The following is a 19499-nucleotide window of genomic DNA, read 5'->3' as shown; positions in this document are numbered from 1 at the left end:
GAGGGCGAAGCAGTGAAAGCGAGGCTGGGTGCATTGATCGTCGATGAGCGCAAGCTGGCGCTCATGCAAGGGGCCGTGCGCCTCGAAGTCAGTCGCAAAGCGCTGGAACTGCTGATCATGCTCGGCCGCGCCGGCAGCAAGCCGGTCGGGCGCGACACTCTGCTCGAAGGGCTGTGGTCCGATCGGGATGTGAGCGACAAGGCGCTGTCCATGCTGGTCGTGGAGTTGCGTCGGGCGCTGGCGCCGTTCTTTTCGGGGCAGGAAACGATTCATACCGTGCCGGGCTATGGCTACGGCCTGTCGGTGCCCTACGAGCCTTGCGATTTTCCCTCCGAGCTGGCCAACAGCACGATGACGCGCACGGGCATGACCATTGCCTTGGCCGCGCCCACGTTGTTGTCTTCAGGTCCCCGAGCTGTCGAACTCGGCGCTTGTTTTCGTGACACGTTGTTGAACACGCTCGGCAGCGCGCCGCAGTTGAAGGTGAGCACGCGCGAGGCCTCGCTCAGCACCGATGCCGACGCCTTCACGTTCATCATTCAATCGTCCGTGCGCGTCGTGAAAAAGGAAGTGTTGCTCAGCGTGCGCTGTGTGGACCCGCGCAGTCAGGAAATATGCTGGGCCGCCAGCGAACGGGCAGCGCTGGCCGATGCACTGGAAGCCGAGACGCGACTGTGCGCCCGACTGCTGCGAGAGTTGCAGTCGACCGAATCCGGCTACTGGAGCCGTCAGACCTGGAAACACTATCGGCAGTCTTCCGGATTCGACGCACTACTTGAAGGCCAACGCTTGGTTGCGGCCCGTGACGCGACGTCGTTTCCTGGCGCCCGGGCAAGATTCCGGCAAGCACTACAGCTGGATCCCAGCTGTGCGCCGGCGCTGGTCGGCATGGCTCATTGTGACATTCTCGAAGCCTTCTATGGCGGCGTAGAGCCGGTGGCCGCGGCGGAGCGCGCGACAGCTTATATCGATCGTGCGCTCGTGCTCGATGCGAATCTCGCCGATGCCTATTCGACGCGCGGCCTGATTCTTCTCGCTCAACTTCGTTTCGAGAGTGCCGAGCGGGCGCTGCTCGAAGCCGTGCGTCTGGACGATTCGAGTGCATTGACCTTGCAGTGGTACACCGACTTCCTGGCCTCGCAAGGTCGATTGCGTGAAGCGGTGCATGTAGGTCATCTGGCGGTGGCTCGTGCGCCCGCTTGTGTGGTGGTCAATGCGCAGCTCGGTCAGTTGCTGCATCTGGCCGGCCGCTACGATGAAGCTCAGGTGCAACTCGAACGAGTGATCGCGATGGCCCCGGCGGCCGCAGGCTCTTACAGCATGATGGCCATGAACCTCATCATGAGCGGCAAGGCCGGCGCGATCGACTACTCGCGACGGGCCGTCGAGCTTGCGCCGGGCGCTCCCTTCTATAGAGGTGTTTACGGCAGCGTGCTCGCGGTTTCCGGTGAACGAGATCGGGCTCTACAGCAGTTGCATGCGCTCGAAGCGAGTGCGGGCCAATCCGCGGCTTTCGCAGAAGGCGCGATGCTCATTGCGACCACACTCGGTCAGCTCAAACGCGCCGTCGAATACTTTCGAGTGGCAACCTCTCACGGCGCCGCTTGGGCGCTATGCACGCCGATGTTGCCGATGCTGGCGGCATTGCGTGCCGAGCCTTCCTTCCAGGCACTGGTCCGCAGTCGAGGCATGACCACTGTCACCGCATGATCCCGCGAGCACGCTTACCCCGAAGGGATGCGGCTTACTGGCACCGATGTGAAGCTCCCGTGGCATCAACAGAGTACCGCGACGAGGCCACGCTCGTCCGCGGACCGCACGGGGAGAAAGCAAATGTCCAATGTATCGCTGAAGAAAATCTCGATCCTCTCGGCGCTGCTGGCCGCGAATGCGCAAGTGCCGCTCGGCAACGCCGCCGAAACCGATTCCGACCAAGCGGAAGGTAAAAGTCAGATTGCCGAGATTCTGGTGCTGGGCCGACGCAGCGATCAGTTCGCCGGCGCCAAAGACCTCACGCCTGTGTTCGAGACGCCGAGCTCGCTGACGGTCGTCGATTCCGAGCGCTTCCTGTTGCAGCGACTGGTGTCGGTGGAAGATTTGTTTCGCGAGATGCCCGGCGTCACCACGACCAAGACGGTGTCTGCATATCCGAAGTTCTTCGCGCGTGGCTTCGAGATCTCCAGCTTTCTCGTCGACGGCGTGCCGGGCAGCAGTGGCGTGAATGCGCCGTACTCGGTGCCCGATCTGTTTTTGTTCGAGCGTGTCGAGCTGTTGCGCGGCCCGTCGGCGTTGTTCAGCGGTTCCGGCAGCCCGGGCGGCAGCTTGAATCTGGCTCGCAAGCGGCCGGGCAAGGATTTCGCGCTGACCTCCGCGGTCGAGGGCGGCTCTTGGGATTTCATGCGGGCCGAGTTCGACGTCAACAGTCCGCTCAACGACGACGGCAGCATCCGCGGCAGAGCGGGCGCGGCCTGGCAGGATGCGGGCGAGTTCATCGATCATTATCAGAAAGATCGCAAGCTGTTCTTCGGCTCAGTCGCGTTCGATCTCACCGAGAGCACCACACTCACGGCCGGCGCGCACTACGATGAATATCGATCCACCGTGCAGGTGGGCTTGCCCGGTATCGCTGGCGTGGGATTGATCGATCTGCCGCGCGATAGTTATGCCGGCGGTAACGAGAACTACTTCGAAACCAAGTCGAGCCAGGTGTACGGCGAGCTCGCTCAGCGCTTGACCGATACCTGGAACGCACGGCTCAACGTGCAGTACACCAAGCTGGATCGCGAAGAGGAGTACTTGTGGGGACGCGGTCCCATCACCGCGACCGATGGCACCATCGCCCTGTTCGGCTATCACGGCGCGCACGATGCAAACCTGTTCTCCGCCGATCTGAACGTAGTAGGTGCGTTCGAGCTGTTTGGTCGCGAGCACGGTGTGCTGTTCGGCGCGGACTATCAGCGGTCTGAGTGGGAATATCGCTCGAACTCCGATTCCGACACGGGCCTGACTTTTAACTACTACAACCCGGTCATACCTGCGCAGCCCGATCTGCCGCTGACGCCGGGCGGCGAGGAATATTTCTCCGGCAAGGAAGTGCAGACTCAATATGGCGTTTACGGCCAGACGCGCCTGTCGCTCGCCGACAAGCTCACGGGCGTGCTGGGCGCACGCGTGGCCTGGGTGAAGTATGACTATCAGGAGTTCGACAACATTCCGACCGGTGTTTATTCGGTGGACGCGAAGGTGTCGCCCTACGTCGGCCTGGTCTATGACTTCACTCAGCAGTGGAACGCGTACGCCAGCTTCGCGGACGTGTTTCAGCCGCAGGCCGAGCGCAAAGCCAACTTCGCACCGGTCGGGCCGGTGATCGGCAAGCAGTACGAAGTGGGCATGAAGGGCAATCTGATCGGCGGACGATTGTTGTTGTCGGGCGCGCTGTATCGTATCCGGCAGAGCAACCGCGCGGTCGCGGACCCGAACGATCCGAATTTCTCGGTGGGCTCCGGCCTCGTGCAGAGCGAAGGCTTCGAGCTCGAAGCCAACGGCACGTTGACCCGCTCGTGGACGCTGGAAGGCGGCTACACCTATAACAAGAACAAAACCCTGCGCGATACCGATCCGGCCCTGGTGGGGACGCAGTTCATTCCGGTGATTCCGGAGAACAGCGTGAAGCTGTTCACCAACTACGCGATCGACGAAGGCGCGCTCGCCGGCTTCAGCGTCGGTGGCGGACTCACGTGGAACAGCGAATCGATCGGCGTTGGCGTCGTGCAGGATTCGTATGTCGTGGCCAGCTTGCGCGGCGGATACCAGATTTCCGACAGCGCGCTGATCACGTTGAACATCAACAACCTGTTCGACAAGACGTACTACGAGAACATTCGCGATACGCGCTTCGGCAACTATTACGGCGCGCCGCGTAGCGCGTTCCTCCGTCTCACGATCAGCTACTAGCGGAGAGCGACATGCGTCTGAGGCACGGGCTTCTGACGTTGGCGTTGTGTGCTGTCGCGGGTGTCTCACCCGCGCAGCCCGCCGCGCCCGCCGTCGAGCTGAACATTCCGTTCGAAAAACTGACGTTGCCGAACGGACTGCAAGTGATTCTGGTCGAGGATCGTCGCTTGCCCGTGGTGGCGACCAACTTGCGTTTCCAGGTCGGGTCCGGCGACGACCCGCCGGGCAAGCCCGGCTTCGCGCATTTGTTCGAGCATCTGTACGCGTTCTCGCCGCCGGAGAGCGTGCCGAGCCCGCAATCCATCGGTGCCACCCAGGATGGCGCCACGACCGATCCGGATCGGACCACTTACTACACGACTGCGCCGTCCGATCGATTGGAAACGTTGCTCGCCCTGGAAAGCGAACGGTGGCGTAACTTTCCCCGGCGGCTGAATGCGTCGCTGCTGGCGAAAGAGCGCTCCAATGTGCGCAATGAGCGTCGCCTCAACATCGAGAACCAGCCTTACGGTCTCGCGGACGAGGCGGTGTTTCAGCAGCTGTTCGCGATGGGGCATCCCTATCATTGGAAATACCTTGGCACGCACGCGGGGGTTGAAGCCGCGCGTCTCGAGGACATGCGTGAGTTCTTCGCGCGGTACTACGGCCCGGGCAATGCGAGTTTGGTGATTGCAGGCGACATCGACAGGTCGCGTGCACGGAGCTTGGTTGAGAAATACTTTGGAAGCATTGAGGCGGGTGCCGTTCCGCCACGTGCTAGGGCGAGCGCGTCGCGAGTCGGTGGGCAGAAGCGAATCACAGTCACGGATCGTGTCGAGGTGCCGCGAGTCACGCTGGCATGGGCGACACCGGGCTGGTATCAGCCGGGCAACGCTGAAATGGAAATGCTTTCCGCGCTACTCGGCAGTTCGTCGAGCCGGCTGTATGACCGTCTCGTGCGACAGGAGAAATTGGCCAACAGCTTGGTGGTCGAGCACTTGCCATTCGCACGAGGCTCGGTGCTGGCGATCAAGGCGGCCGCAGCTCCGGGCGTCACCCTGCAACGTCTCGAGAGCGCCATCGCGAGCGAGATGGCTGCGTTTCAGACGGCCGGCCCGTCTGCGGCGGAAGTCGAGCAGGCGCGCAATGCGACGATGCTGAGCATCGTTCGCGGCCTGGAGAAGCTCGGCGAGATCAACGGATTCGGCGACTTCACGATGGATGCGGCTTATGGCGGCGTCGCCGAGCAGCTGAATCAATGCAATGTGTTGATGCGCAATCCGGGATGCCTGCGTGAAGTGATGAAGCGATTTGCGGCGGCCACGCCGGATTCGCTGCGTAAGGCCGCTGCGACGCTGACGCCTGGTTCGGGCGTGGTCATCTACGCGGTGCCAGGCGAGAAGGTTGTCGATGATGTGCCCGCGGCTGAAGCGGTGCCGGCATCGTCACATCTCGCGCAGACCGATAAATTCGAGATGCCGCCAGTCGGACCGCCGTCTGCGGTGAAGCCGCCGGCGCCGCAGAGAGTCGTGCTCGATAACGGCTTCCAGGTGTGGCTCGTCGAACAACACCAGATACCGGCGATCTCTGCTCACTTGGTCGTGCGTCGAGGCAGTGGCGACAGTCCTGCAAATCGCGCCGGTCTTGCAGCATTCACCACCAAGCTCTTGCTGAGAGGAACGCGGGAGCGCACGTCGCGCGAGTTTGCACTCGAAGCTGCCCAGCTCGGCACCAAGGTGGAGGCCGATATCAGCAGCGATGCGGCCGCGCTCGGCATCCGTGTCTTGAAACAAAACCTGCCGCGTGCGTTGGGGCTGCTGTCGGATGCGGCGATGAATCCCGCGTTCTCGCAGGCCGACCTCGATTCGCTGCGCGCGGAGGAGCTGGCCCGGATCGCTCAGGCACGCAGCAACGTGGACACGCGAGCGAGTTATTTGTTTACCGAAACCTTGTACGGCGGAGTAGGGCCGTATCGTCGCAGCGGCTTGTTCAACGACGATTTGTTCGCGCGTGCCCACAACTACGGTTACGACGAGATCGGCACGGAAGAAGCGCTACGAGCGATTACTCGCGACGAGATCGCACGCTTCTGGAAGGAAGGCTATACACCCGACAACGTCGCACTGGTGGTGGCGGGCGACGCATCGCTTGCGGAGCTGCGCGAGCTGGCGACGAAGTATTTCGGTGCGTGGCAAGGCAAGGCTGCGAAGGTGGCGCGTGCGGCAGCCGGGGCGCCCAAGGAACATTACCTCGTCGAGAATGCCGGAAACGCATCTCAAACGGCGTTGCGCGTCGGAACGATCGGCGCGACACGAAGCAGTCCGGATCTCGTGCCACTGCGTCTGTTGAACTTCGTGTTCGGCGAAATCTTCGAGAGCCGGATCACCGCGAACTTGCGCGTGAAGCACAACTACACCTACATGGCTCGCTCGCAGTTTGCATTTCGTCGCGAGCCCGGGCCGTTTGTCGTCGGCACCAACGTGCGCACGGATGTCACTGCGTCCGCGTTGCAGGAGTTGTTCAACGAGTTGAGCCGGCTGCGTGAGGAGCCGGTGTCGGACGCAGAAATGCGCTTTGCCCGCACGGCCTACGAGAGCTCGCTGGTCAGCCTGTTCGAAAGCACGGGCAAGATGGCGAGCACGGTGGGGCAGATGTTCACTTACGAGTTGCCACTCGACTATTACCAGGCGCTGCCCACTCGTATTGGTGCGACGACGGCGGCGGATATCCAACGGGTCGCTCGACAATATCTGCAGCCGTCCAAGGTGGTCGTGGTTGCGGTGGGAGATCAGGCACGCATCGAGCCTGGCATCGCGAACGTCGTGAACGCCGCCACTCGAGGCGAGCCATGAGCACGTTACCGGTACGGGATGCGGCTTACTCCGGCCGATGCGACGCTGAGTTCATGACGAAGTCTCCTGTTCCCATTGCCATCGTCGGCCTCGGTATGGTCGCCGACGGGCACATCTCCGCGTATCGAGAGTTGCCGGATGTTCGAATCGCCGCCGTGGTCGATCCACGAGCCGAGCGAACGCGCGAAGTGGCCGAGAAGTTATCGGTGCCGGGCTTCACGAGCTGCGAAGAAATGCTTCGTCATGTTCGACCGGCCATCGGCTGCGTGTTGTCGACGGTCGCGTCACATCGGCCCAATACGGAGTTGCTGGCGAATGCCGGCGCGCACGTGTTGTGCGAGAAGCCGATGACGAACAATTTGCAGGATGCGCTCGCGATGGCGCAGGTCTGCGAGCGCAACGGCGTGCAGTTCATGTACGGCTCGTCCTATCGCTACCTACCGACGATAGTTCGTGCGCGCGAGCTGATCGCCAGCGGCGTGATCGGCGATGTGGTGTTAATAGAAGAGCGCGGTGTGACCGGCGCGGGCGCGGACAAGTTCAAGCCGATGTCGACGGCGCACTATCCGGAAGGCACGCCGGGTGGCGGCGGCTTCGGCATGTTCGATCACGGCGTGCATCTGCTCGATATCTTTCCTTGGATCATCGGCAGCCCGATTGGCCGGGTGCTCGGGCGTGGCAATTACAGCGGTGCCAAGATGAGCACTGAGTACGCGGTTCTCGAGCATGAGAACGGGGCAATGGGTTGGCTCGTTTACGACGAAGCCACCGTTACCTCGGACATGCCTTGGGAAGGGTTGTTTGCCAGCGGGATTACCTGGCAGCACGGCCTCGGCTTCGGTGGAGATCCCGGGCAGTGGCTGAAAGAGGCGGCGTCGATTCGCGTCCACGGCACCAAGGGCGCGCTCCGTATCTACTATTACGCCAATCGAATGTTTCTTTCGCTGCCCGAAGGCACGCGGGAAATCATCGTTCCGGCCGCCGCGGCGCCGACGCATTTCGGCCGGCAGCTGCAAACATTCGTCGAAGCGCTTCGGCACTCCAACGACGCACCGGTCGGGCCGGCGACCGGCATTCAAGCATTGCAGACACTACTGGCCATTTATCGCAGCGCTGACTCCCGGCGCTGGGAAACGGTCGAGCGATAGAGGCGGGAAGACATGGTGAATCTGGGTGAGTTGATGCGTCAGTTCCGTCAGGTGGCTCTGCGCGGCAATCCCGCTGAGTGCGCCGAGCCTATGAGCGGCGTGACGCGTCAGGTTCAGGGCTTGAAATCCGAAGGCACCTTCGGCGGACTGAAGATCGTCATCGACGAGCCCGTCGTGTTCGGCGGCACTGGCTCGGCGCCGAATCCCGCCGAAGTAGCGCTGGCGGCACTGGGCGCGAGCATGGAAGTCACATTGCGCTGTTACGCCGAGGCGCAAGGTGTGCCGGTGAAGTCGATCTCGGTCGCATTGAGCGGCGCGCTCGATGCCCGCGGTTTCTTCGGGACCGATCCGTCGATTCGCCCCGGCTTCGGACCGATATCTGCGACCGTGACCGTCGAGTCGTCCGCGCCGCCGGAACGAGTGGCGGAGTTGATCAAGCAGGTGAATCAGTGTTGCCCGGTGCTCGACGTGTTCCGTAGCCCGCAGACCGTCAACGTGACGCTGGATCACGTTGCCGGCTAGCCTGTCATGACTGAAACATAATCGTCATACACGCCGACTAGCATTCTCCCCTCATTTTTCCTGGGCGGGGATGTTGGGGAACCGGGTGGCTGATCGAACGGAAATAGAGGGGGATACGGATTTCCCTCTGGACGACGTCGAACGAGCGCGCTGGTTCATGCAACATATCCTGCCGCATGAGGCCGCGCTTCGGAGCTGGCTGTCGCGTCGGCGGGCGCCGGCGGCATTCGACGTCGACGATATCGTGCAGGAAAGTTACGCGTTACTGGCCGAGCGCGAACGCGTCGACGACATCCTGAACCCGCGCGCCTATCTGTTTCAAGTCGCCCATTCGCTGGTGGTTCGTAGCATCCGGCGGGCGCGGATCGTCCCGATCCTCGCAGTTGAAGATCTCGGGCTGGTGGACTTGCCCGACGACGCCGCCACGCCCGAGCAAAACGCCATTGCGCACGACGACTTGCGCCAGCTGGCCGAGGTGATCGCCAGCATGCCCGGGCAAACCCGCGAAGCTTTCGTCCTGCGTCGGGTCCGGGGCTTGTCCCAACGAGAAATCGCCTCCCGGATGGGGTTATCCGAGAACACGGTCGAGAAGCACATCGTTCGCGGCATTCGCTGGCTGGGAGATTGGTTCGCCAGTGGCGGAAAAGCCCCCGCCCAAGCCTCTAATCAAATCGAACGAGAACAAAGGCGACCCAGTGCAAGAGCGCGAAACCAGCCAGGACATTGACCGTATCGCAGCCGAATGGGTGGCCAGGTTGGATCGTGCGCCTCTGACCGCCGCTGAAGCCGACGAGCTCAAGCACTGGTTGATCGGCGATCGCCGCCGTCGTGGAGCTTTCATCCGCGCAAAAGCGCTGTGGATTCGTAGTGAGTCTGCCGGCGCGCTCGGCCCTCAATACGATCCCGAGGACTTTCAACCTGCCGTAGAAGATGAGCCGCAAGCTGCTCCGGTCGAGCCGCGTCGGCGCGTGATCAATTGGAGCGGCATGCTGGCCGCGTCGCTCGTGATCGTGGTGATGCTGGTCGCGACGTTACAAATGCCGACGGCTTACGCCACCGCCAAAGGCGAGATGCGCACCGTGCCGCTGGGTGACGGAACCACGATCACTCTCAACACCGATACTCGCATCAAGGTCTACGAAGACGAAGGTCATCGACGCATTCGGGTGCTTCGCGGCGAAGTGTTGATCGAAGGCGCCGGCGCCACGGTGCCGACGTTCGTTGAAGTCGACGGTAAACATTTGGAAGCTGCAACGGCGACCTTTGTCGTGCGCAAGCTGGAGGGCCAGACTGCGCAGGTCCTCGTAAAGGATGGTCACGTCGTTCTAGGTGAAGAGAAACAAGCGGCTGCGATTCCGTTGGCAGCGAATACCGGTGCATCCTTGTTGTCAGGAAAGGAACGAGGGTGGCAGTTGCGCGCACTGTCGTTCGGTCAACTCGGCCGCGAGCTGGCGTGGCGCGAAGGAAAGATTGCCCTGCAGGGCGAAACGCTCGTGGAAGCGGTCGCTCTGTATGCGCGCTACAGCGACACGCCCATCGTCATCGCCGACCCGGCGCTGGCCCAGCTGCCCGTCACGGGATTGTTTGCCGTAAATAATCCTCTGGGATTCAGTCGCGCCGTCGCGAATGTCTTTGGCGCGGAAGTGCGACAGGAAGAGGGACGAATCGTCATCGCCCGCGCACTTTGAATTTTCTGTGACACACTGACGGAAACGCCGTCATCAGCGCTCTCTGTTCTCAACCTCGCTAATTACACAGCTTGTCGTTGGGAACACCGAAGATGAATCGTTGCAAGAACGTCCTGTTGGCCAGTGCCATTGCCACCGCACTGGCCTCCGCTCCGTACGCGATGGCGCAACAGCGCACATTCGAAGTGCCCGCACAGCCTGCGGTCACTGCCATTCCGGAGCTGGCGCGACAGGCCCAGGTGCAAATCATTGCGCCGGCGGGCTCGCTGGAAGGAATCAACACGCCGGCGATTGCCGGTGAGATGGATGCGCGTGAAGCGTTGCGCACGCTGCTCGCGGGCACCGGGCTGACGATCAAGTCAGATGAAGGCAATGTGATTTTGCTCGAGCAGGCAGGCGGTGCCGCCGCGCGGACGCAGACGGGTCAACAGGTTGGCACAGGCGGTGTGCGCGGTCGCATACTCAACACCGCAACGGGTGAGTACGTGCGCAATGCCGAGGTTCGTGTCGAAGGCACGACCATCGTTACTTACTCCGAAGACGGCGGTAATTTCCGTCTCAACGGCGTGCCCGCCGGCGACGCCACCGTCGTGGTCCGCTACACCGGCCTGCAAGAGTCCAAAGCCGCGATCACCGTCGTTGCGAATGAAGTTGTGACCCTGGATTTCGAGCTCAGAGTGCCGTCCTATGCCTCGACCGGCAGCGACGCGGACGAGCTGAACATGGTGATCGTGACCGCGAAGCGTGAAGGCCAGGCCAGCGCCCTCATGGAACGTCGCGCCGCCATGAATGCCAAGAACGTGGTCGCCGCCGACAACTTCGGCGCGCTGACCATGGGCGACGTGGGCGAGTTCATGAAGTCCATGCCCGGCATTTCGCTCGACTACACCGAAGTGGACGCCACCGCCGTGCGCATCGGCGGCCTCGATCCGAAGTACTCCACCTTCACCATCGACGGGGCCCGCATGGCCACCGCCACGTCCAACAACAACACCGGACGTCAGAACTCCTTCGAGCAGATGTCCATCACGGGCATCGAGGCGATCGAGCTCAACAACACGCTGACGGCCCGCCTGGACGCCGATTCGCCGGGTGGACAGATCAACCTGCGCAGCAAGTACGCGTTCGATCGCACCGAGCGCGAGGTGGTCTTACAGGTCGGCGCCGTGGGAACTTCCGATTCCACCTGGTCGCGCCAGTACTTCCCGGACGACAAGAAACATTCGACTATCTATCCGTCCGCGCAGCTCGGTTATGCCGACGTTTTCATGGACGGCCGCCTGGGTGTCGCCTTCAACACCAGCTATAACGCCAACTACGTGCAGCAGGATCGTCTGCAGACGGACTGGTCGTACCTGGCCGATGGCACGGTGCTGCCTTATCGCATCATGTGGCGTCCGGGGCCGAAGATGACCAGCCGCACGGCCGCCAACCTGAGCGCGGACTTCCAGATCAACGACAATTGGGTGCTGGCTCTGCGCAGCACCTATTCGTTCTACGACGTCGAGTACTTCAATCAGTACACGTTCCTGTACTTCGGCACGGAGTCGCGGACGTATGCGTCGCCGGAATCCACCTCGACGCACATCGTCGTGAATCCCAGCGGGACCAACACTCGCCTGCGCACCGAATATTCGCATCGTTACGCCGGCACGCCGACGTACACGATCGCGCCGCGCCTGGAATTCAAGGGCGACAAGTTGGAGGTCACGCTGCGCCCCAGCTATTCCCGCTCTGAATTCAACTTCCGCGACAACAGCGACGGCTTCTTTCAGCGCACCGACAGCTGGCTGACCGGCATCGGCTTCACGCTCGACCGCCCGTCGCCGTATTCGAATGCCTGGACGCTCACGCAGACCGCCGGCCGCGACTGGAGCGACCCGAGCAACTTCAATCGCGACGCCGACATCGGTAACAACATCCGCACCGCCGAGTCCGATGCGATCAACGAGCAGTACGGCGCCAATCTGGATGTGAAAAAGGATGTCACCCTCGTCAATCAGCCGGTCACGCTCATGACCGGTGTGGGCAGCCGCAAGAATGACTGGCGGACCACCGAAGGCTCGTATCAGCAGTTCCAGTATGTCGGCCCGAACAACGATCTCACTCAGATGGATCCCGCGGCGGTCATTCCCTGGACGCAGAACTACCAGTTCGAAATGCTCGGCTTCAATGCCGGAAACATGAACGATCAGAACTGGCGCGCGGACAGCAACTACGCGGTCTATGACATCTACAAGGAGCATCCGGAATATTTCGTGCCGGACACCGTCGGCAACTTGAAACGAAAGCTCGATAACAACAAGCGCATTTGGGAAGACATCAATGCCGCTTACGTCGAGGCCGAGACGCGCGTCGGCGATGCCCGATTCGACCTGGGCCTGCGCTATGAGCAGACCAAGACGGCGGCGCAGATCGCGAACGTTCGCCCGGTGAGCGAAGTGACTGCGGCTGGTCTCAGCACCTCCACTGTCGATGGCTTGCTCTACCAGTACAACAACGGCGTGTATTCCAAGCGTCATGGCGAATATGACGACTGGTTCCTGAGCGGCGGCGTGAAGTACGACTTCACCCAGAAGCTGCTCGGTCAGATCGCCTTCAGTCAGGCCATCCTGCGCCCGGACTATGGCAACCTCGGTGGCGTGGTCTCCGTGAACGACGACACGCAGATCGTCACCGTGCCGAATCCGGAGCTGAAGCCGGAACATGCCACGAAGTATTTCGCGGCCCTCCAGTACTTCCTCGAGCCGTCGGGTGTCGTCGGCGTGTCCTACTACAAGCTCGACATGAAGGACATGCAGGTGACCGGTCTCACGGTCAATCCTGAAGATGTGGGCTTCAGCCGCGACGAATACGCGGGCTATACCTTCCGTAGCGCGCAGAACGTGCCGGGCACCAGCACGAACGAAGGCTACACGTTCGAGTACAGCCAGCAGCTCACGTTCCTGCCGAACGCGTTCCGGGGCTTGAGCGTGTTCGGTTCGATCACCAAGATCGACCCGGACGGCGAGCGTGTGAACACGCCCGAGCGTGCGGCCAACTTCGGCGTCGGTTACAGCTACGGTCCGTTCGATTTCAAGATCAACGGCAACTATCAGGGCAAGTACCGTGTCAGCGCGTTGAGCAACACGCCGACGACCGCCAACAACGGCATCCTGTATCACACCTCGCGCGAGCTGTGGAACGTCAGCGCGAGCTACAAGCCGACGAAGAATATCGAGCTGCAACTCGCGGGTCGTAACATCTTCAACGAGCCCGACATCATCTATTCCAACATCGAGAGTCGCCGTCAGCAGTACACCGTGTACGGCTCGATGTGGAATCTCGGCGCCAAGGTCACTTTCTGATCCGCGCCGTGATGTTCGATCTACGTCTCGCCGCAGCGATCGTCTGCGGCCTGCTGGTGACGGCTCCGGCCGTCGCCATGGAACAATCCACCCGCCCGCCGCTTTCGCAGAATGGCGGCACCTGGGATTCAGGTCACGTGCAAGGCATCGCCGTGGACGTGAAGGGCGGCTACATCTATTACTCGTTCACCACGATGCTCGCGAAGTACGATTTCAGCGGCAAGCTGATCGGTACGCTGGAGGGCTGGACGGGTCACCTCGGCGATCTGGATTTCAATCCGGCCGACGGCAAGCTCTATGGCTCGCTCGAATACGGCAAGGAGCAGGCGTTTTATATCGCCGTGATCGATGTCAGCCGGCTCGACCGCGTCGGCGTCGAGGCGAGCAAGACGGAAATCTTTCGCACGGTCTATCTGCCGGAAGTGACCAAAGACTTCGCCGCCGACATGGATGGCGATGGCAAGGTGGATCATCGTTACGGCTGCTCGGGCATCGACGGCGTTGGCTTCGGTCCCGCGTTCGGTCGTGTCGATGGGGAGCGATATCTCACCGTTGCCTACGGTGTCTACGGCGACAACAGTCGCGACGACAACGACCATCAAGTGCTGCTTCAGTACGACGTGAGTGGCTGGAGCAAATTCGCGAGACCGCTCAACGAAGCGGAGCCGCATCACAGCGGCCCGAAGACGTTGCATGGAAAGCATTTCGTCCGCACCGGCAACACGACCTGGGGCGTGCAAAATCTTTCCTACGACGACTCGCTGCAGCGTTGGTTCATGGGCGTCTATCAAGGAAAAAAGCCGTCATTCCCCAACTATTTGTTGTTCGCCGTCGATGCGCAGGCGCAGCCGAAGAAGGGCGATCTGGTCGGCGTGCGGAGTGCGGACGGGAAGGGTTGGGAGCAGGCTCAGTTGCTCGCGCTGGCCGATGATGGCTTGAAAGATGCCGCCACGGGTGTGCGCGGTTGGAATCAGAAGGGCGATGTCGGATTCCAGCCTGTCGGCCGCGGATTGTTCTATCTCTCCGTGAACTCCGGCGGCAAAGGCGCGCAGACGTCCGATCTCACTTTGATGCGATGGACAGGGGATGCGAATCGGCCCTTCGTTCCCGCGACTTTGGAAGATCTTCGATGACCGTGAATCTCGAGCGCCGGCGCCTCGTCGTTGGAGGCGCGCTTGGTTTAGGCGCGTTAATGCTTCCCATCGGTCGCAGTCTCGCGGCCGAAGTGTTGAGCGCCAAAGGGTTTACTCACAACGTTGCGAGTGGTGAGCCGGGGCCGGATTCCATGCTGTTGTGGACGCGTTACGTGCCGTCCGCGGGCGTCGACGAAGTTCGCCTGGATGTGGAACTTGCGCTCGATCCGGATTTCACCCGCGTTGTTTCAGGCGGCAGCGTGCGCGCCGCCGCGCATCGTGATTGGACGGCCAAGGTGACCGTCGATGGTTTGCAGCCGCGCACGATCTATTGGTATCGCTTCATTGCGCCCGATGGTGCTAAGTCGCCGGTGGGGCGCACGAGGACTTTGCCGGTCGGCGACGTCGATCGTTTCGGGCTGGGCGTGTTTTCTTGTTCCAACATGCCGCTCGGCTGGTTCAATGCCTACGCCCACGCGGCCGCTCGCGACGATCTCGACTTGTGGCTGCACGTTGGCGATTACCTTTACGAATACGGCCTGACTGCCTACAAAGAAAAGGATCGCGTGTCGGATCGCGACGTCATGCCCGCGCACGATCACGAGATGATCAGCCTGGCGGACTATCGCTTGTGTCATGCCTGCTATCGCGCCGATCCTGATCTGCAGAAGCTGCATCAGATGGCGCCGATGGTCGCGCTTTGGGACGACCACGACAGCACCAACGATAGTTGGGAGGGCGGCGCGCAGAATCATCAGCCGAAGACCGAAGGCGATTGGAGCATTCGCCGCGCGGCTTCGATGCAGGCTTATCGCGAGTGGTTGCCTGTTTCCGAGGAACCTTGGAAGTCATATCGCATTGGTTCGCTCGCGACGTTGTATCGGACCGAGTCACGCCTCCTCGCGCGCACTCGACCGATCTACGCGGAGCTTGCCGAAGCTCACCAAGCGAGCAATCCCGATGCAGCCTTACGCGCACTTCGTGACGGCGTGTGGCGCGATCCAACGGCGACGATGCTCGGCTCAACGCAGGAATCCTGGCTGGCGCAGGAATTCAAACGCAACGCGTCCGCTTCGACTTGGCAGCTGCTCGGCATGGCGACCATCATCGGTCGCACTTTGATGCCGGAAGCAACGCAGGGCATGCTTCGCTCCGATGCGGGCGAGGGCGTCGTCGGCAAGTTCAAGAAGGACATCCGCGGTTCCAAACTCGGTGTGCCGATGTGGATGGATCGCTGGGACGGCTATCCGGCGGCTCGCTCGCGTTTGCTGAAGAGCGCTCAACAAGCGGATGCAGATCTGGTGATGCTCTCGGGCGATAGTCACAACGCCTGGGCCTATTCATTGGTGGAAGACGGCCAGCCAGCGGGCATCGAGTTCGCCGGCCACGCCGTGACCTCTCCCGGTATCGAAGGCTCGATGGGCGTCGATCCCAAAGAGGTCGCCCGTGCTTTTGTGACTACGAACCCCGAGCTGGTCTGGGCCGACACCAGCCAACGCGGCTACATGATGATCGATGTCACACCCCAGCGCGTGATCGGCGAATGGTTGTTCCTGCGAACGATCAAGTCGCGCTGCACGGCTGTCGCCGGCACTCATCGCATGTCGGCCGAGCGGGGGCGGCGCAAGTTCTCGGCTTAGTCGATCGCGTTCCGGATCGCCTGTTCGACCGGCGAATACCGGCCATCCTCGCGGTGCAGACAGATGGGCTCACGTGGGAGCAGTGGCGGTTGCGCCATGAACCGCGGGTTCTTGCCACGATGCGGTTGAGCTGCGTGCACAAGGAACGGGTGGCAGAGGTAAACGGTGCCGGCTTCGCCGACGGCCAGCACTTCCTGTCGGTGTGACGAGCCGGCGAAGCCATCTGCTGCCAGCTCACGCAGCGTGAGCCCAGCTTCTCCCGCCGGTGCAAGTTGTTTCGCGATGTCGATGTGAGATCCGGCGCGGATGCGGGTCGGCGCATCGTCCTGCTCCACGTCTGAAAATAGAAACAACATCAACAACGCACGCCCGCGGCTGCTCACATTCGCGCGCCACTCCATGAAGTCCGGCGTCTCGTGACCGAAGCTCATGTCGATGTGCCAGCCGTCGTCACCGGGCATGACCGGCGAAGGAAAGCGAACCGGAAATGTTCCGACACTATGGAGCGGAAGCCAGCGTCCTGCGCCGACGAGCTGATCGAACGCCCGATGCAACACCGGTGTGTTCGCGGCTTCGCGAAACGGAGGCTGACCGAATTGATTGAGGCGGATCACCGGCTGAGTCCAGGTCGAAGGATCGTCGGGCTCGCAGCCGGTCGCCCGCCAGAGAATGGCACGGGCCTGCTCGGCGGTTTGACTGGAAAAGGCGTTGTCCAGACGAACAAAGCCGTCGCGGACGAAGGCGGCGATGTCGGCGGCGTTCAGTGCCGGCTCGGGTCCGAAGTCCATCACTCTTACATACGCGATTTGCTTCGTACCGGCAACCCGCGCCATTTTCCAACACCGGCCATGCCTTCGGCGAAGACGCGGAATTGCGCAAAGCCACCCAAACCATTCACCATTCGGAACAGTACCCCTCGCACATCACCTTGCCGCTCATCCCATGAAGACAGTCCTCAGCCTGTTGCTGGTCATTTTCGTTACCCAGACCAGTGTTGCCTCGACGCCGGCCGATAACGCGCGGTGGGAGGAGCATGCCAAGCGAACCACAATCGTTCGCGACAATTGGGGCATCGCTCACGTGCGCGGCAAGACGGACGCGGACGCCGTGTTCGGCATGATCTACGCCCAGGCTGAAGATGACTTCAATCGCGTCGAGACCAACTATCTCAACTCGATGGGGCGGCTGGCGGAGGCGGAAGGCGAGGGCGCGATCTACAAAGATCTGCGCATGAAGCTGTTCATCGATCCGGCCGATATGCAAGCTCGCTACGCAGCCAGCCCGAAGTGGCTGCAGGTGTTGATGACCGCATGGGCCGACGGCCTGAACTACTACCTGCACACTCACAAAGACGTGAAGCCGCGGGTCATCTCCCACTTCGAGCCCTGGATGGCGCTCTCGTTCAGCGAAGGCAGTATCGGCGGCGATATCGAGCGCGTCTCGTTGAGTCAGCTCGAAACGTTCTACGGCAAGCGTCGGGTCGCAATGCTTGCTGACGAAAACCCGGCAGTATTCCGGGAGCCGAGTGGCTCGAACGGCTTTGCCATTGCGCCGGCAATCACCGCCGACCGGCACGCGATGCTGCTGATCAATCCGCACACGTCGTTCTTCTTCCGCTCCGAGCTGCAGATGACCAGCGACGAAGGGCTCAATGCTTACGGCGCGGCGACCTGGGGCCAGTTCTTCATCTATCAGGGATTCAACGATCGCTTGGGCTGGATGCACACGTCGAGCGGCGTAGATGTGGTCGATGAGTTCCTTGAGACCGTCGACGGCCAGGGCGGCTCGATGCGCTACAAATACGGCACCGAGTGGCGTCCGCTGAAGGCCGTGAAGATCGATGTGCCGTATCGGACTGGCGAGGGCAAGCTCGCGACCCGATCGTTCACGGTCTACAAGACTCATCGCGGCCCGATCGTGCGCGAGCTCGACGGCAAGTGGGTGAGCATCGCGCTGATGCATCGGCCGTCCGAAGCGCTCCAACAATCTTTCCTGCGCACCAAGGCGCGCGACTACCAGTCGTATCTGAAGGTCACCGAGCTGCAGGCCAACTCATCGAACAACACCATCTACGCGGACGTCGACGGCAACATCGCTTACCTGCATCCGCAGTTCGTGCCGAAGCGCGATGATCGCTTCGATTACACCAAGCCGGTCGATGGCAGCGATCCCGCCACCGATTGGAAAGGGTTGCACAAGCTCAATGAACTGCCGTACGTGTTCAATCCAGGCAATGGCTGGATCATGAATACCAACAACTGGCCCTATTCGGCGGCGGCCGAGTTCAGTCCAAAGCGCGAGAAGTTTCCGCGCTACATGGACAGCGTTGGAGAGAATCCGCGCGGTTTGCACGCGATCCGTGTGCTCGAGAACAAGAAGGACTTCACTTTATCGTCGCTGCTGTCGGCCGCGTACGATCCTTATCTCACCGCCTTCTCTCGGTTGATCCCGACGCTGGTGCAGGCTTACGACGGCTTGCCCGTCGATCAGGCCCTGCGCGGTCAGCTGAAAGAACAAATAGACCTCCTGCGTCAGTGGGACTATCGCTGGTCGGCGGATTCCGCGGCGACCTCGCTCGCGGTGTTCTGGGGCGAGACGTTGTGGAAAGACGTCTGGGACAAATCGCGTGAAGCCGGTGTTTCCATTTACGACTACATGGCCGAGCGCGCCACGCCCGAACAAAAGTTGCAGGCGCTGCTGACTGCCTCGAATCGGCTGGCCGGGGACTTCGGCAACTGGCGCACGCCGTGGGGCCAGATCAATCGCTTCCAACGGCTCACCGGCGACATCGTGCAACCGTTCAACGATGCAGCGCCGAGCATTGCCGTGCCTTTCACCTCGGCGCAGTGGGGCTCGCTCGCTTCATTTGGCGCAAAACCGTATCCCGGCACCAAGCGCTATTACGGAACCAGCGGCAACAGCTTCGTCGCCGTCGTCGAGTTCGGAGAGAAAGTGCGTGCCCGGGCCATTTCCGCGGGCGGTGAGAACGGCGATCCCAAGTCTCCGCACTTCTACGATCAGGCGGACCGCTACAGCCGCGGCGACTTGCGCGACGTTTATTTCTATCCGTCGGATCTCGAGCCGCACGCGAAGCGCACCTATCATCCTGGCAAGTAGAGCCATTTAATACCGGCCGGCCTGCGCGCCGGTCATTGCCCATCAAGATACTCACACACGAGTGAGTGAGTATTGACGACAGGCGCCGGCCGGGCGCATGATCCTCGGCACGCGCTGGC

The 19499-nt window shown here is 61.7% G+C and carries 12 protein-coding genes; 11 read left to right on the top strand and 1 reads right to left on the bottom strand.

The window, feature by feature from the left end; all coding sequences use genetic code 11:
• Nucleotides 1-12 precede the first annotated feature (12 nt).
• The 10 genes from ACFPN2_RS35220 (at nucleotide 13) to ACFPN2_RS35175 (ending at nucleotide 16263) form a co-directional block, all read left to right on the top strand.
• Nucleotides 13-1710: a winged helix-turn-helix domain-containing protein gene (locus ACFPN2_RS35220; protein ID WP_380605495.1), complete on the top strand. Its 1698-nt coding sequence runs from the start codon at nucleotides 13-15 to the stop codon at nucleotides 1708-1710.
• Between the two features lie 123 nt (nucleotides 1711-1833).
• On the top strand, nucleotides 1834-3954 hold the full coding sequence (locus tag ACFPN2_RS35215; RefSeq protein WP_380605493.1) for a TonB-dependent siderophore receptor: 2121 nt from the start codon (nucleotides 1834-1836) through the stop codon (nucleotides 3952-3954).
• Between the two features lie 11 nt (nucleotides 3955-3965).
• The gene (locus ACFPN2_RS35210) at nucleotides 3966-6785 is read left to right on the top strand and encodes a M16 family metallopeptidase (RefSeq protein WP_380605491.1); all 2820 of its coding nucleotides are present in this window, start codon (nucleotides 3966-3968) and stop codon (nucleotides 6783-6785) included.
• A 53-nt stretch (nucleotides 6786-6838) separates the two neighbouring features.
• A complete protein-coding gene (locus ACFPN2_RS35205; protein WP_380605489.1) occupies nucleotides 6839-7933 on the top strand; it encodes a Gfo/Idh/MocA family protein in 1095 nt (364 codons plus the stop codon).
• Nucleotides 7934-7945: 12 nt separating this feature from the next.
• Nucleotides 7946-8455 carry an OsmC family protein gene (locus tag ACFPN2_RS35200; RefSeq protein WP_380605487.1) on the top strand — a complete coding sequence of 170 codons (510 nt, stop codon included), beginning with the start codon at nucleotides 7946-7948 and terminating at the stop codon, nucleotides 8453-8455.
• Nucleotides 8456-8540: 85 nt separating this feature from the next.
• Nucleotides 8541-9182: an RNA polymerase sigma factor gene (locus tag ACFPN2_RS35195; protein WP_380605485.1), complete on the top strand. Its 642-nt coding sequence runs from the start codon at nucleotides 8541-8543 to the stop codon at nucleotides 9180-9182.
• The gene (locus ACFPN2_RS35190; RefSeq protein ID WP_380605483.1) at nucleotides 9151-10143 is read left to right on the top strand and encodes a FecR family protein; all 993 of its coding nucleotides are present in this window, start codon (nucleotides 9151-9153) and stop codon (nucleotides 10141-10143) included. The genes ACFPN2_RS35195 and ACFPN2_RS35190 overlap by 32 nt, the downstream gene beginning before the upstream one ends.
• 92 nt (nucleotides 10144-10235) lie before the next feature.
• Nucleotides 10236-13490, top strand: coding sequence for a carboxypeptidase regulatory-like domain-containing protein (locus ACFPN2_RS35185; protein WP_380605481.1), 3255 nt, complete (start codon nucleotides 10236-10238; stop codon nucleotides 13488-13490).
• Nucleotides 13460-14623, top strand: a complete 1164-nt coding sequence (locus ACFPN2_RS35180) for a hypothetical protein (protein WP_380605479.1) — start codon at nucleotides 13460-13462, stop codon at nucleotides 14621-14623. Before ACFPN2_RS35185 ends, ACFPN2_RS35180 begins: the two co-directional genes overlap by 31 nt.
• On the top strand, nucleotides 14620-16263 hold the full coding sequence (locus ACFPN2_RS35175; protein WP_380605477.1) for an alkaline phosphatase D family protein: 1644 nt from the start codon (nucleotides 14620-14622) through the stop codon (nucleotides 16261-16263). Before ACFPN2_RS35180 ends, ACFPN2_RS35175 begins: the two co-directional genes overlap by 4 nt.
• On the opposite strand, the gene ACFPN2_RS35170 is transcribed toward ACFPN2_RS35175, so the two are convergent.
• The gene (locus ACFPN2_RS35170) at nucleotides 16260-17051 is read right to left on the bottom strand and encodes a phytanoyl-CoA dioxygenase family protein (RefSeq protein ID WP_380606743.1); all 792 of its coding nucleotides are present in this window, start codon (nucleotides 17049-17051) and stop codon (nucleotides 16260-16262) included. The two genes, ACFPN2_RS35175 and ACFPN2_RS35170, sit on opposite strands and share 4 nt — an antisense overlap.
• 154 nt (nucleotides 17052-17205) lie before the next feature.
• Between ACFPN2_RS35170 and ACFPN2_RS35165 the strand changes: the two genes are divergently transcribed.
• Nucleotides 17206-19380 carry a penicillin acylase family protein gene (locus tag ACFPN2_RS35165; RefSeq protein ID WP_380605475.1) on the top strand — a complete coding sequence of 725 codons (2175 nt, stop codon included), beginning with the start codon at nucleotides 17206-17208 and terminating at the stop codon, nucleotides 19378-19380.
• Nucleotides 19381-19499 lie beyond the last annotated feature (119 nt).

Source organism: Steroidobacter flavus (assembly GCF_042651805.1).
GTDB lineage: Bacteria > Pseudomonadota > Gammaproteobacteria > Steroidobacterales > Steroidobacteraceae > Steroidobacter > Steroidobacter flavus.
Note: the sequence above shows the minus strand (reverse complement) of the source record. Positions and strands in the feature narration are given on the sequence as shown.